The 13,236-nt window shown below is 63.1% G+C and carries 13 protein-coding genes and 1 pseudogene; 11 read left to right on the top strand and 3 right to left on the bottom strand.

Annotated features, from left to right (window positions below; genetic code table 11):
- The first annotated feature begins 32 nt into the window (after positions 1 to 32).
- The 9 genes from IGS60_RS03265 to IGS60_RS03225 all read left to right on the top strand — a co-directional run bounded on the left by IGS60_RS03265 (position 33) and on the right by IGS60_RS03225 (position 8,092).
- On the top strand, positions 33 to 1,583 hold the full coding sequence (locus tag IGS60_RS03265) for a class I SAM-dependent methyltransferase (protein WP_230502350.1): 1,551 nt from the start codon (positions 33 to 35) through the stop codon (positions 1,581 to 1,583).
- A gap of 129 nt (positions 1,584 to 1,712) precedes the next feature.
- Positions 1,713 to 2,627 carry an oxygen-dependent coproporphyrinogen oxidase gene (gene hemF / locus IGS60_RS03260; RefSeq protein ID WP_070310513.1) on the top strand — a complete coding sequence of 305 codons (915 nt, stop codon included), beginning with the start codon at positions 1,713 to 1,715 and terminating at the stop codon, positions 2,625 to 2,627.
- On the top strand, positions 2,624 to 3,295 hold the full coding sequence (gene nadD, locus IGS60_RS03255; protein WP_368858609.1) for a nicotinate-nucleotide adenylyltransferase: 672 nt from the start codon (positions 2,624 to 2,626) through the stop codon (positions 3,293 to 3,295). The genes hemF and nadD overlap by 4 nt, the downstream gene beginning before the upstream one ends.
- Entirely contained in the window at positions 3,296 to 3,985 is a 690-nt protein-coding gene (rsfS, locus tag IGS60_RS03250) for a ribosome silencing factor (protein WP_121670355.1), read from the top strand.
- A gap of 6 nt (positions 3,986 to 3,991) precedes the next feature.
- A complete protein-coding gene (rlmH, locus tag IGS60_RS03245; protein ID WP_034747108.1) occupies positions 3,992 to 4,462 on the top strand; it encodes a 23S rRNA (pseudouridine(1915)-N(3))-methyltransferase RlmH in 471 nt (156 codons plus the stop codon).
- 8 nt (positions 4,463 to 4,470) lie between these two features.
- Positions 4,471 to 5,091: a nucleoside triphosphate pyrophosphatase gene (locus IGS60_RS03240; protein ID WP_070224393.1), complete on the top strand. Its 621-nt coding sequence runs from the start codon at positions 4,471 to 4,473 to the stop codon at positions 5,089 to 5,091.
- A 43-nt stretch (positions 5,092 to 5,134) separates the two neighbouring features.
- Positions 5,135 to 6,598 carry a ribonuclease G gene (rng, locus tag IGS60_RS03235; protein WP_034747098.1) on the top strand — a complete coding sequence of 488 codons (1,464 nt, stop codon included), beginning with the start codon at positions 5,135 to 5,137 and terminating at the stop codon, positions 6,596 to 6,598.
- A 2-nt stretch (positions 6,599 to 6,600) separates the two neighbouring features.
- The gene (locus tag IGS60_RS03230; RefSeq protein ID WP_230502348.1) at positions 6,601 to 7,383 is read left to right on the top strand and encodes an AraC family transcriptional regulator; all 783 of its coding nucleotides are present in this window, start codon (positions 6,601 to 6,603) and stop codon (positions 7,381 to 7,383) included.
- 79 nt (positions 7,384 to 7,462) lie between these two features.
- Positions 7,463 to 8,092 carry a LysE family translocator gene (locus IGS60_RS03225; RefSeq protein ID WP_230502346.1) on the top strand — a complete coding sequence of 210 codons (630 nt, stop codon included), beginning with the start codon at positions 7,463 to 7,465 and terminating at the stop codon, positions 8,090 to 8,092.
- 4 nt (positions 8,093 to 8,096) lie between these two features.
- Here the strand turns inward: IGS60_RS03225 and IGS60_RS03220 are convergent, their stop codons facing one another.
- The 3 genes from IGS60_RS03220 to IGS60_RS03210 form a co-directional block, all read right to left on the bottom strand.
- Positions 8,097 to 8,636 (bottom strand): hypothetical protein, encoded by a 540-nt coding sequence (locus tag IGS60_RS03220; RefSeq protein WP_230502344.1) that lies wholly within the window; start codon positions 8,634 to 8,636, stop codon positions 8,097 to 8,099.
- Between the two features lie 66 nt (positions 8,637 to 8,702).
- Positions 8,703 to 9,182, bottom strand: coding sequence for a hypothetical protein (locus IGS60_RS03215; protein ID WP_070310515.1), 480 nt, complete (start codon positions 9,180 to 9,182; stop codon positions 8,703 to 8,705).
- A 107-nt stretch (positions 9,183 to 9,289) separates the two neighbouring features.
- On the bottom strand, positions 9,290 to 10,315 hold the full coding sequence (locus IGS60_RS03210) for a LacI family DNA-binding transcriptional regulator (RefSeq protein WP_070224387.1): 1,026 nt from the start codon (positions 10,313 to 10,315) through the stop codon (positions 9,290 to 9,292).
- Between the two features lie 206 nt (positions 10,316 to 10,521).
- On the opposite strand from IGS60_RS03210, the pseudogene IGS60_RS03205 reads away from it, so the two are divergent.
- Positions 10,522 to 11,760, top strand: a pseudogene (locus tag IGS60_RS03205) (malic enzyme-like NAD(P)-binding protein); the annotation flags it as partial.
- Between the two features lie 254 nt (positions 11,761 to 12,014).
- Complete coding sequence (locus IGS60_RS03200; protein ID WP_230502342.1) at positions 12,015 to 13,226, top strand: O-antigen ligase; 1,212 nt, start codon at positions 12,015 to 12,017, stop codon at positions 13,224 to 13,226.
- Positions 13,227 to 13,236: the final 10 nt, after the last annotated feature.

Here is a 13,236-nt window from a genome sequence, read left to right as displayed (position 1 = left end):
TACTGCCGTTTTGCCACCAATGCGGGGAAACCATGGCCTGGAATGAAGGATACGTGTCGGATATCGAGTACACCAACGGTTTTTACAGCGACCTGAGTCCGCATCACCTCAATTTCAGCTGCATCCTCAACGGCATCGAACCGGTCCCCCTGGATCAACCCTACACCTACTTTGAACTGGGCTTCGGGCGCGGCCAGACGCTCAACGTGCTGGCCGCCGCCAACCCTAACGGCCAGTTCTACGGCAACGATTTCAATCCGGCCCATGTCGCTGGCGCACGCGCCCTGGCGGCAAAGGCACAGTTGGGCAATCTGACCCTGCTGGAAAACAGCTTTGAAGAATTGGCGCAGGGCCGCGTGGCCGATCTGCCGCAGTTCGACTTCATTACCCTGCATGGCATCTACACCTGGGTCAACCGGGAGAACCGCCAGCATATCGTCGACTTCATCGCGCGCTACCTGAAACCGGGCGGCATCGTTTCGCTCAGCTATAACGCCATGCCGGGATGGAGTTCCGCCCTGCCGCTGCAACGCCTGCTGCTGGAGTTTGCCGCCAGCTTCCCCGGCCGCAGCGACATGCAAATGCAGGCTGGCATCGCCTATGTGCAACAGTTGCAGAATCTGCAGGCTGGCTACATCGCGGACAATCCCGCACTCGCGCCGCGCCTCAATGCGCTCATCAACAGCGATCCCCATTACAGCGTGCATGAGTATCTGAACCAGGACTGGGAACCGCTGTACCACGCCGACGTGATGCGCGATGTGGCGCGCGCCAAGCTCGATTTTGCCGGCTCCGCCGACCTGCCTTTGGCCTTTCCCGAGCTGTACCTGAACGCCGACCAGCAAGCCACCATCGACTTGCTGCCCGATGCGGCCAGGCGCGAAACGATGAAGGACTATTTTCTCAATACCAGCTTCCGCAAGGACGTGCTGGTACGGGGCGCGCGCCGCATGGGGGCCGTGCGCCAGGCCGAATGTTACGCCGACGTGCACCTGGCCATGCTGGTACCGCGCGCAAAAATGACCTTTACCTTCCAGACCAAGGCGGGCGTCGTGACAGGCAACGAGCAGGTCTACGGCGCCGTCTGCGACGCGCTGGCCAACGGCCCGCATAGCCTGGCCGAACTGGCCGCACTGCCCTCCTTGCCCGGACAGAGCGTGCAAAGCCTGGTGGAGGTGGCGGCCATGCTCGTCACCGGCGGCCAGGTCGTGATGTATTTCCCGAGTCAGGCGCACGCCGACAACGGCGACGCAGCCGCGCACCGCCTGAACCGGACCGTCGGCGCGCAGCTGCGCTACGGCGACGACTACCGCATCCTGTGCTCGCCATTGACAGGCAGCGGTATCGATACGGAATTCATCGACCGGCTGCTGTTTTCGCTGCTGACCCAGGAGCGGGAGCAGCCGGACCTGGCCACCCTGCAGGCGCAGGCGGCCACCGCCATGGCGCGCTGCGGGCGCCGCCTGCTCAAGGATGGCGCTGCATGCGCCGACGAGGCGGCGCACCAGCAGCTGCTCAACGCGGCCATCGAGGAATTCATGCGGGACACGCTGCCCGTGCTGCAGCAATTGCGCGTGCTGTAGAAGGCGCTGGCCGCGGACGGTGTGCGCGGCCAGCCCAAAACCACAGCGCAAGCGCCGCCCTATCACAAAAACGCGTAACAGGGTACAATCCGTCCTTACTTTTTTATTTCGGCCTCGTCGGCCCACGCGATGTCGTCAACTCCCTCTCCTTCGGCCGTCAAGGCTTATTTGCTCGATTTGCAAAGCCGTATCGTGCAGGCGCTCGAAGCGCAGGACGGCAAGCCCTTCCTGACCGATGCCTGGCAGCGCCCCGAGGGCGGCGGCGGCATTTCGCGGCTGATCGAGGAAGGCAATGTGTTCGAGCGGGGCGGCGTGAATTTTTCGCACGTCACCGGCGCCGCATTGCCGCCATCGGCCGCGGCCGCGCGCCCTGAACTCGGTGGCAAGGCATGGGAAGCGATGGGCGTGTCGCTGGTGCTGCATCCGCGCAATCCCTACGCGCCCACGGTGCACATGAATGTGCGCTTTTTCAGCACCGTGAATACCGATGGCGAACCCGTATGGTGGTTCGGCGGCGGCATGGACCTGACGCCGTACTACGGCGACGCGGGCGACGTGAAGCACTTTCACCAGGTGTGCCATGACGCGCTGGCGCCGTTCGGCGGCGAACTGCATCCGAAGTTCAAGCAGTGGTGCGACGATTATTTCTACCTGAAGCACCGGCGCGAAGCGCGCGGCGCCGGCGGGATCTTCTTCGACGACTTCAACGCCCTGGGCTTTGACGACAGCTTTGCCATGCTGCGCAGCGCAGGCGACGCCTTCATCGACGCCTATGTGCCGATCCTGGCGCGCCGCAAGGACACGCCGTACGGCGAACGCGAACGCGATTTCCAGTGCTACCGGCGCGGACGCTATGTCGAGTTCAACCTGGTGTTCGACCGCGGCACCCTGTTCGGCCTGCAATCGGGTGGACGCACCGAGGCGATCCTGATGTCGATGCCGCCCCTGGTCAAGTGGCGCTACGACTGGCACCCGGAAGCGGGCAGTCCCGAAGCGGCGTTGTATACTGACTTCCTCGTGCATCGCGACTGGCTGCAGGCGTGAAGGAAAGTGGTACGGCATGCGTGGCGCTACTCGGTGGCAGCTACGATCCGGTGCACATGGGCCACGTCGCGCTGGGCACGCATTTTTCCAGCCTGCTGCACGCCGACGAACTGCGCGTGATTCCGGCCGGCGCGCCCTGGCAAAAGAGCAAGCTGGGCGCCACCGGCCAGCAGCGCGCCGAGATGGCCAGCCTGGCCTTTGCCGGCCTGCCCCTGCCCGTGGTGATCGACCGCCAGGAAATCGAGCGCAGCGAACATGGCCAGGCCAGCTACACCATCGATACCTTGCGCCAGGTACGCGCCGAGCTGGGACCGCGCGCTTCCATCGTTTTCCTGATGGGCGCCGACCAGCTGCAGCGGCTCGCGACATGGCGCGAATGGCAGCAATTATTTGAATACGCGCATATCTGCGTCGCGGCCCGCCCCGGCTTCGCGCTGAATGACACAGCAGTACCGCAAGTGGTCGCCGACGAGTTTTCGCGCCGCCTGGGGTCTCTGAAAAGCATCCGCAACACGCCGCACGGTCTGACTTATCTGGCACAGGACTTCGCGGTGGATATCTCCGCCACCGAAATACGTGCGGCATTACAACGGGGGAATCGGGCAAACTCGCTTCTTTCCCCGCTAGTGCTAGACTATATTGAACAACATAATTTATACAAAAGCTAAATGGACATCAAAAAACTGCAAACCCTCGTCGTTGACGCCCTGGAAGACGTCAAAGGCCAAGACATCGCCGTCTTCGAAACGAGTCATCTGACCAGCCTGTTCGACCGCATCGCGATCGTGTCCGGTACCTCGAACCGTCAAACCAAGGCGCTGGCCGCCTCGGTGCGCGACAAGGTCAAGGACGCTGGCGGTCAAATCATCGGCATGGAAGGCGAGGAAACCGGTGAATGGGTGCTGGTCGATCTGGGCGACATGATCGTCCACATCATGCAAGCACCTATCCGCGCCTACTACCGCCTGGAAGAAATCTGGGGCGACACTCCGGTCAAGCTGGGCGCCGCCAAGCGCGCGCCGAAAAAAGCGGCCGGCGACGAGCCGAAAAAGGTCAGCGGCCATCTGGCGGCAAGCAAGGCCAATGTGGAAGCTTCGCCCGTGATCGAAAAGAAAGCGCCAGCGAAGAAAGCCACCGCTGCCACCGCCGCCAAGAAAGCCCCGGCGAAAAAAACCACCGCTTCCAAAGCCGTCGGCAAGACCGTGAAAGTCGCGCCTACCAAGACCGAAGCAGCTGCCGTGAAAGCGCTGAAAGCGCTGCCGGAGAAAAAAGTGCGCGCCCCACGCGCGGCCAAGCCGGCAGCCGATGCTGCACCGGCAAAAACCGTGATCAAGCGTATCAAAAAAGTCGAAGCGTAAGCCTCGATGCAGCTCATCATCGCTGCGGTCGGCCATAAAATGCCGGCCTGGATAGAGACGGGCTTCGCGGAATACGCGAAGCGCATGCCGCCGGAATTGCGCATCGTGCTGAAAGAAATCAAGCCGGTGGAGCGCTCCGGCAGCAAGACCGCCGCCACGGCGATGGCGCTCGAACGCGAGCGCATCGAAGCCGTCCTGCCCAAGGGCGTGCGCATCATCGCCCTCGACGAACGCGGCAAGGATCTGACCAGCGTCGGCCTGTCGCAGCAATTGATGGCGTGGCAGCAGGATGGCCGCGACACGGCTTTCCTGATCGGCGGGGCCGACGGCCTCGATCCGCAACTCAAGGCGCGTGCCGAAGGCATGCTGCGCATTTCCAGCATGACCTTGCCGCACGGCGTGGTGCGCGTGATCCTCGCCGAGCAGCTCTATCGTGCCTGGTCGATCACGCAAAACCACCCCTACCACCGTGTCTGAACTCCCCCATGAAAACGGCTGATCACAAGATCTACCTCGCCTCCAAAAGCCCGCGCCGGCGAGAACTGCTGCGCCAGATCGGCATCGATTTCGAATTGCTGCTGCTGCGCAGCGACGGCCCGCGCGGCGCCGACGTCACCGAGGAAGTCCTCCCCGGCGAATCGGCGCTCGACTATGTCGCCCGCGTGTCGAATGAAAAAGCCGCCTTCGCCTGGGACCTGGTGCGCCGCCGCCACCTGACCCCGCGCCCCGTGCTGGCGGCCGACACCACCGTCACCATCGACGGCGTCATCCTCGGCAAGCCGGCCGACCGGGCGGAAGCTGTGGCGATGCTGCAGCAGCTGTCGGGCCGCACGCACGAGGTGCTGACCTCGATCGCCGTGCACTACAAGGATTTCGCCGAACAGCGCACGCAGGTGTCGCAAGTGCGCTTCGGCGTGCTCTCGCCCGCCTCGATCGCCGCCTATTGCGCCACGCCGGAACCCTACGACAAGGCCGGCGGCTACGGCATTCAGGGCAGCGCCGCGCTGTTCGTCGAGCATATCGAAGGCAGCCATTCCGGCATCATGGGCCTGCCCCTGTACGAAACCGCACAGTTGCTACGGCTGGCAGGTTTGCCCCTGCCCTGATCCCGGGTATGATGTCATTCGTTGCCTCCACTCCCGCGCCCCCATGAACGAAGACATCCTGATCAATATCACGCCGCAAGAAACGCGCGTCGCCCTCATCCTGCAGGGCGCCGTGCAGGAATTGCACATCGAGCGCACGCTCACGCGCGGCCTGGCCGGCAATGTGTACTCCGGCAAAGTGGTGCGGGTGTTGCCGGGCATGCAGTCGGCCTTCATCGACATCGGCCTGGAGCGCGCCGCCTTCCTGCACGTGGCCGACATCTGGGAAGCGCGCGGCCACGACGGCCAGAATGCGACGCCGGCGCCGATCGAAAAAATCCTGTTTGACGGCCAGGTGCTGACGGTGCAGGTGATCAAGGACCCGATCGGCACCAAGGGCGCGCGCCTGTCGACGCAGATTTCCATCGCCGGGCGCATGCTGGTCTATCTGCCGCAAGACAAGCACATCGGCATCTCGCAGAAAATCGAAAAGGAAGCGGAGCGCGAACAGCTGCGCGTGCGCCTGCAAAGCCTGCTGCCGCCCGATGAAAAAGGCGGCTACATCGTGCGCACCATGGCCGAAGACGCATCCGACGCAGACCTGAAGGCCGACGTCGACTACCTGAGAAAAACCTGGAGCACCATCACGCACGGCGCGCGCACGCGTCCCGCCACCAGCCTGCTGCACCAGGACTTGAGCCTGGCGCAACGCGTGCTGCGCGACTTCGTCGGTGATGAAACGGCCACCATCCAGGTCGATTCGCGCGAAAACTATGTAAAACTGCGCGAATTCGCGGAAATCTACACGCCCAGCGAACTGACGCGCCTGCAGCACTACACGGGCGAGCGCCCCCTGTTCGACCTGTACGGCGTGGAAGAAGAGATCTTGCGCGCGCTGGGCCGCCGCGTGGATTTGAAGTCCGGCGGCTACCTGATCGTCGACCAGACGGAAGCGATGACCACCATCGACGTCAACACGGGCGGTTTTGTCGGCGGGCGCAATTTCGCCGACACGATTTTCAAGACCAACCTGGAAGCGGCGCACGCCATCGCGCGCCAGCTGCGCCTGCGCAACCTGGGCGGCATCATCATCCTCGACTTCATCGACATGGACAACGCCGAGCACCGCAACGCCGTGCTGGCCGAGCTGAAACGCACCTTGTCGCGCGACCGCACCAAGGTGTCGGTGAGCAACTTCTCGCCGCTGGGCCTGGTGGAAATGACGCGCAAGCGCACGCGCGAATCGCTGGCCCACATCCTGTGCGAACCGTGCCCCGCCTGCGCCGGCAAGGGCCAGGTGAAAACTTCGCGCACGATCTGCTATGAAATCCTGCGCGAACTGCTGCGCGAGGCAAAACAGTTCAACCCGCGCGAATTCCGCATTCTCGCCTCGCAGGAAGTGGTCGATCTGTTTTTGGAAGAGGAATCGCAGCACCTGGCCATGCTGGGCGACTTCATCGGCAAGAAAATCTCGCTGCAGGTGGAGAACGCCTACCACCAGGAGCAGTACGACGTCATTCTGATGTAGCCATGCCCGGCACCACCGCCTTCTGGCGCGACCCGGCTCTACCCCACGTGGAGAGCCGGCGCGCCTGCCACAGCCGCGCGTGCTACAAGCCGCACAGCCATCCCACGTTTTCCATCGGTGCCGTCGATTCGGGCGGCAGCATCTTTACGGGCAGCAAAGAAGGCAAGGTGGCTCTTGGCAATGGCAGCCTGGTGCTGGTGCCGGCTGGCTGCGTGCACGCCTGCAATCCCCTGCCTGACGCCGTCTGGAGCTACCAGATGCTGCATCTCGATGCGCAGTGGCTGCATATCCACGTGCCGCGGCTGGATGCAAGCAGCGCCAGCGTACTGCACGAACCTGTCCTGTATGCGCAGTTCTGTGCCATGAATGCGCTGCTGTTCTCGCCTGCAGCCGCGGCCGCCAAGCAAGAGGCCCTGCTGGCCTTGCTACACGCCTGTGCCGATGCCGGCGGGGCAATCCCCCTCCCCTCGCACGCTGCCCGCATCCCGATGCAACTGCGCCCGGTAGTGCAGCAGCTGCAGTCTCAACCGCTGGCCAGCCTGGCGCAACTGGCCGAACTGGCCGGCATGAGCCGCTACCAGCTGATCCGCGCCTTCCGTGCCGCCACCGGCATGACGCCGCATGCGTACCAGCTGAATCTGGGCGTCAACCGCGCGCGCAGCGACTTGCAGGCGGGCAACGCCCTGGCCGACATCGCCTGCGCGCTGGGGTTTGCCGACCAGAGCCACCTGCAGCGCGTCTTCAAGGCGCATGCCGGCATCACGCCGGGACGCTATCGCGGCTGAAGTGCCTGCAATTTTCTTCAATACAGACCGGAGCGTCCCCCCGCATACTCGCGCATCGCCATTGCCGGAGTCGCGTTTCATGCAGGATTTTCTCCTTATCGCCGCCGCCCACTTCCTCGCGCTGCTGTCGCCGGGGCCCGATTTTTTCCTCGTCGCCCGCAGCGCGCTGGCGCACGGCTGGCGCGGCGCCATGCCAGCGTGCATCGGCATCGCACTGGCCAATGGCGTGTTCATCGTGGCGGCGTTTGGCGGCGTCGCCGTGCTGCATCCAGGCAGTCCCCTGTTTATCGCCGTGCAATTGGCGGGCTGCGCTTATCTGCTGTACCTCGGCGGCCTATTCCTGCGCCATGCGGGCACCACGACGCTGACGGCAGCGCCGGCCGCCACGCCCGGCAAGGCGCACTGGCGCAACGGCCTGGGCATGGGTTTCCTGTCTGCCATCCTGAATCCGAAGAATGCGCTGTTCTACGTGAGTCTGGCGTCCGTCGTCGCCAGCCGGCAAACGGGCAGCGGCTCGGTCGTGCTGTATGGCGTGTGGATGGTGTGTGCGGTGCTGGCGTGGGACATGGCGGTGGCGCTGGCCATCGGCAATGGCGCGCTGCGGCAGCGCTTCGCGCGCGCCCTGCCGTTGCTGGAACGGCTGTCGGGCGCCGTGCTGATCATGCTGGCGGTGCTGCTGCTGGTAAATGTCGCCAGCAGCAGTGTCTGACGGATCAGGCCGGCAGCGGATCCAGGTAAAAGACGGCGTACACTTTCAACGGCGTGGTTTCCGTCGCTTTTTCCGAGCGCACGACGGAGCAGTCGTCGGCAGCCAGGCTGCGCCAGTTCTGGATGCCGGCCTTGGCGAACATCGCGTGCGCGGGGGCATTCGCGGCCAGGTCCAGCACCAGGCAGGCGTTGCGCGGGCCGGCGCCGTAGTTGACGGCGCGGATCTCGATGCCGAAGGTTGTCATCCACGGTTCCCACAAGCCCTTTTCCTTGCCGGCCGCCATGCGCTCGAGCATGTCGCCAAAGCTCAAGCCTTTCTTGACGGTGCTGCGCAAGGCGGCCAGCGACGGCGCCAGGCGGGGATCGGGCTGCTTGTTGCCGGCGCGGATCTCGGCGATCGCCTTCAATTCCTTGATGATGGCTGCGTCGCGCTCCGTGTAGTCGCGCATGCGCGCGTAAAACTCGGCGTCGAGGAAGGGATTGACGGTCAGTTTGGCGACGCCCTCTTCGCGGCGTTTCGGGGAAGGCGTGTTGGTTTTGGTCATGGCGGTAGAGGGCAAGAGAAACGATGAGGGGCGCCAGTTTAACATCATGGCGCGTCGGCGGCGGCGTTAGCGCCGCTTTAATGTTGCGCCTGGCGGGTGCGGGGCGGCCACTACGGCGCGCGCACCGGGCCGCATGAAGCCACGCCGCGGCCCGAACAGGAAGACGGCGCCGGCATACAGTCCCGCCAGGGGGAAGCGCACCTCCCTGAGCAACTGGTGGAAAATGGCGATCGACTGCGCGCGGGTGACGGGCATCTCGGCGCGCCACTGGCACAGCACGTCATGCACGAGGCTGGCATGGTAGGTGGCGGGCAAGCCCAGGTGCTGCGCGCCATCGGGCGTGCCCACATAAAACAGGCCGAGCACGCTGATACAGGGCGAACAGCCATCCCAGGCATAACCGGCACGGATGCGGATGGCCGATTCGCGTATCGTCACCCACTCGTTTTCAAATTCAATGCCTTCGAGTAGCGGCGAGCAATAACCATAGTCGCTGCCCAGTGCATAGCGCCAGGCGTTGCCGGGCATGCCGAAATTCTTCGGCATCAGCGGCCTCCCTGCTGTGCATGCTTTTCCGTCGTCTGCATGGCGTTGTCTTGATTAATATCAATATCAAGATTTAAACATACTCTGGCAAAAGAAGGGCAACAGGCTCAGGCGCGCGGCGGCGCTGTCGACTCGCGCACCACCAGCTCGGGCTTCAGGCGCACGTCGATCACCGGGGAGTCGGGCGAGGCGATGGTTTGCAGGATCAGCCGGGCCGCTTCCGTGCCGATGCCGTGGTGGCGGATGCGGATGGTGCTCAAAGGCGGACGGATCATATCCATATAGGGCATGTCGTTGTGGCCCACCACGGAAATATCTTCGGGACAGCTCAAGCCCAGTTCGCGGATGGCGTCGTAGCAGCCGAGGGCCACCAGGTCGCTGCCCGTCACCACGGCCGTCGTTTGCGGCGACTGGCGCAGCAGTTCCAGCAGGGCCGCCTTGCCGCATTCGCGCGAATAGCCGCTGCTTTCAAAGACGAACGCTTGCGAGGGGTCGAGTTCGCTGGCCTGAATGGCGGCCAGGAAACCGAGACGGCGCACGTGGCCCGTGGACAGGTTTTCCGGGCCGGCAATGTGCGCGATATGGCGGTGACCGAGCGCCAGCAAGTGTTCCACGGCCAGGCGCATGCCGACCACGTCGTCGCTGACGACGCAGGAAGCGACGCCCGTCTCGTCGCTGCGGTTGACGGTGACGACGGGCACATTCTGGTCGATGCACATCTTGATGACGGGATCGTCGCGCCGTGCGGTAGCCAAAATCAGGCCATCGACCTGCTGCCCCAGCAGGCGGTTGATGACGAACAGCTGCTCTTCCTCGTCGGCGCCCACATTGGCGACGATGGCCAGGTAGCCATGCTTGCGCAAGCCCTCTTCGATGCCCAGCAAAATCGGCGGGAAAACAGCGTTGGTGATGTCGGGCAAGACCACGCCGATGATGCGCGACTTGCGCGTGACGAGGGTCGAGGCGGCGCGGTTCGGCCGGTAGCCGAGGCGGCCCGCTTCGGCCAGCACGCGCGCGGCCACCTCGGCGCTGACCATTTGCCGCGTTGCCGGGTTCATCACGCGCGACACGGTGGAAAAGTGCACGCCGCTGGCCCGCGCAACGTCGCTTAAGGTGGGGTTCTTGTTTGTCATGGGCTTCCCGGATCGCAATACTGTGATTTTATCGTAAAAATTCCCCATTTCGTCAAAAACCGAGCAAACGCTTGCATTGAAATAAAGCCGTTGCCCAAAGCGGTTTTGGTACGCTTAAGTACATTCCAGCCTTGACAGCGTGCAAACGCTTGCATACCATGGCTCGGACTTACCACTCGGGCCTGGTTGCCCCTCCCAGAATTCCTATGTCTACTTCGCACAGCAAGCATGCCGAACAGAACGGCGAAACCTTCAACCTGAAAGAAGCCGCCCTCGCCTATCACGCACAACCCCGCGCAGGCAAGATTTCCGTCACGCCCACCAAACCGCTGGGCGACGCGCGCGCCCTGACCCTGGCGTACTCGCCGGGCGTGGCCTTCGCCTGCGAAGCCATCGTGGAAGATCCGCGCACGGCCGGCACCTACACGTCGCGCAGCAACCTGGTGGCCGTGATCACCAATGGCACGGCCGTACTGGGCCTGGGCGATATCGGCCCGCTGGCCAGCAAACCGGTGATGGAAGGCAAAGCTTGCCTGTTCAAGCAGTTCGCCGATGTCGATGTGTTCGACATCGAGCTGGCCGAGAACGATCCCGACCTGTTCATCGACACCGTGGTGCGCATGGAGCCGACCTTCGGCGGCATCAACCTGGAAGACATCAAGGCGCCCGACTGCTTCTACATCGAACAGCAATTGCGCAAGCGCATGAACATTCCCGTCTTCCACGACGACCAGCACGGCACGGCCATCATCGTCGCGGCCGGCATCCTGAACGGCCTGGAGCTGGTGGGCAAGGATATCGGCAATGTGAAAGTGGCCGTCTCGGGCGCCGGCGCGGCCTCGATCGCCTGCCTGGACTTGCTCGTCTCGCTGGGCCTGAACAAGTCGCTGCTGAAAGTGTGCGACAGCCAGGGCGTGATCTACCCGGGCCGCGATGCCAACATGGAAGAGAACAAGGCGCGCTACGCGAACGATACGAGCGACCGCGACCTGGCCGATGCCATGGTCGGCGCCGACATCTTCATCGGCGTCTCGAAGGGCGGCGTGGTCAGCGCACAGATGGTCGAATCGATGGCCGCCAAGCCTTTGATCTTCGCCCTGGCCAATCCGCATCCGGAAATTGCCCCGGAAAAAGTGCACGCCGTGCGCGACGACGCCATCGTGGCGACGGGCCGCTCGGATTATCCGAACCAGATCAACAATGTGCTGTGCTTCCCGTACATCTTCCGCGGCGCGCTCGACGTGGGCGCCACCACCATCAATGAAGAGATGAAGCTGGCCTGCGTGCGCGCCATTGCCGCGCTGGCCAAGGAGCCGTTGCCAGGCCACGAGAGCAGCGCCCTGACGCCGTTGCAACTGATCCCGTCGCCGTTCGACGAGCGTCTGCGCAGCTGGGTCGCGCCTGCCGTGTCCCAAGCGGCCATCGCCACCGGCGTAGCCACGCGCGTGCCGGCTACCGCCTGATGCGCAAGGCAAGGCCCGCCTTGCCTTGACAAAATTACAGCAAGTTACCATTGCTTACAAAAAAACCATGGTTCAAAACCATGGTTTTTTCCTTTATACCCTTGGGCTTGGCGAATTGATTTCAAAAAAGCAATTTTTACGTCGGCGTTTTTGCATGAACCTTCGATTACAATGACGCCTGCTTTATGTTGCTACAGTTGCCATAATGGCGACGACGTGCGTTACCAAGGATATTCATGCTCGGCTTGACCTCTGTTTGTGTTTTTCTCTTTTCGGCATTGGCGTTGGCTGTCACCAGCGGATATTCCCTTGGCGCGCTGGTTCTGCTGCTGGCCAGCAGCTGGTTGCTATGGAAACGTCCCCGCCTGAACCTGCAACGCCAGGATTATCTACTGCTGGGCACGCTGTTGCTGTATTTCTGTGTTTTCACGGCCAACATGCTGTACCACGCGGATCCGGCCCGTGAACTCGACATCCCCCTGCGCGCGCTGCTGGCGGCGCCCGTCATGCTGCTGTTGATCGCCTATCCGCCGCGTGCGGCCGCATGGTGGGGCGGCTTGGCTGTCGGCGCCATTAGCGGTGCCGCTCTGGCATCCTGGCAACTGCTCATGCTTGACATGCCCCGTCCTCAGGCCGCCACCAGCAATGCCATCCATTATGGCAATGTGAGCATACTGCTGGGGATGTTATGCCTCTGCGGTCTGGGCTGGGCGCGGGCCAGCAGCTATCGCCTGGTATGGATCAGCTTGTTACTGGCCGGTGGCGTGGCGGGCATCCTCGGTTCCATCATCAGTGGCAGCCGTGGCGGCTGGTTGGCCTTGCCCGTCTGCGGCTGCGTGTTTTCCTTCTATTACTCGAAGGGCCGCAGCACCTACTACCTGGGCGCTCTGATGAGTGCACTTGTCGCCGTGTCCATATCTGCCTACATGCTGCCCGACTCCCCCGTACCGCAACGCGTCAAGGCCGCGTTAGAGGACATCAAAGAATTCAAAGACAACGATAATGCGACGACGTCCATCGGCCAACGCATGGAAATGTGGCGTACCGCATGGGCTCTTTCCGATGAGCATATCTGGCTTGGCATGGGGCGCAGCGGCTACCTTGCCGCCAAGCAAAAGCTTGCGGAGGGGGGGGAAATGGACGCCAGCATCAAAGACTACACCAACGCCCACAATGATTACCTCGATGCACTCGTCAAACGCGGCATCGTCGGCGTACTGGCCTTATTGGCGCTTTTCCTCGTGCCGTTGGCTCTGTTTGTGCGAGCACTGCGTCACGGCCATGGCAGCGCCAGGCCGTTCGCGCTGGCCGGCGTGGTGCTATGCACCTGCTACATGATTTTTGGCCTTACGACGAGCTCGCTCACCCTGAATATCGGCATCATCATGCTGGTCTTCCCGATGGTGATATTGTGGGCCCTGTTGCGCCAGCAAGAGCGCACCGCTTGAGCTCGTTTTT

The organism is Janthinobacterium sp. FW305-128, from assembly GCF_020858135.1.
Lineage (GTDB): Bacteria > Pseudomonadota > Gammaproteobacteria > Burkholderiales > Burkholderiaceae_D > Janthinobacterium.
This window is presented reverse-complemented; position numbering and strand designations above follow the sequence as displayed.

Excerpts from the sequence above, each read along its gene's own strand:
- IGS60_RS03215 (WP_070310515.1), bottom strand. The coding sequence starts at position 9,182 with ATGCCGAAGAATTTCGGCATGCCCGGCAACGCCTGGCGCTATGCACTG.
- IGS60_RS03230 (WP_230502348.1), top strand. The coding sequence starts at position 6,601 with ATGCCCGGCACCACCGCCTTCTGGCGCGACCCGGCTCTACCCCACGTG.
- IGS60_RS03210 (WP_070224387.1), bottom strand. The coding sequence starts at position 10,315 with ATGACAAACAAGAACCCCACCTTAAGCGACGTTGCGCGGGCCAGCGGC.
- rlmH (WP_034747108.1), top strand. The coding sequence starts at position 3,992 with ATGCAGCTCATCATCGCTGCGGTCGGCCATAAAATGCCGGCCTGGATA.
- IGS60_RS03220 (WP_230502344.1), bottom strand. The coding sequence starts at position 8,636 with ATGACCAAAACCAACACGCCTTCCCCGAAACGCCGCGAAGAGGGCGTC.
- IGS60_RS03240 (WP_070224393.1), top strand. The coding sequence starts at position 4,471 with ATGAAAACGGCTGATCACAAGATCTACCTCGCCTCCAAAAGCCCGCGC.
- rsfS (WP_121670355.1), top strand. The coding sequence starts at position 3,296 with ATGGACATCAAAAAACTGCAAACCCTCGTCGTTGACGCCCTGGAAGAC.
- IGS60_RS03200 (WP_230502342.1), top strand. The coding sequence starts at position 12,015 with ATGCTCGGCTTGACCTCTGTTTGTGTTTTTCTCTTTTCGGCATTGGCG.
- IGS60_RS03225 (WP_230502346.1), top strand. The coding sequence starts at position 7,463 with ATGCAGGATTTTCTCCTTATCGCCGCCGCCCACTTCCTCGCGCTGCTG.
- IGS60_RS03265 (WP_230502350.1), top strand. The coding sequence starts at position 33 with ATGGCCTGGAATGAAGGATACGTGTCGGATATCGAGTACACCAACGGT.
- hemF (WP_070310513.1), top strand. The coding sequence starts at position 1,713 with ATGTCGTCAACTCCCTCTCCTTCGGCCGTCAAGGCTTATTTGCTCGAT.
- rng (WP_034747098.1), top strand. The coding sequence starts at position 5,135 with ATGAACGAAGACATCCTGATCAATATCACGCCGCAAGAAACGCGCGTC.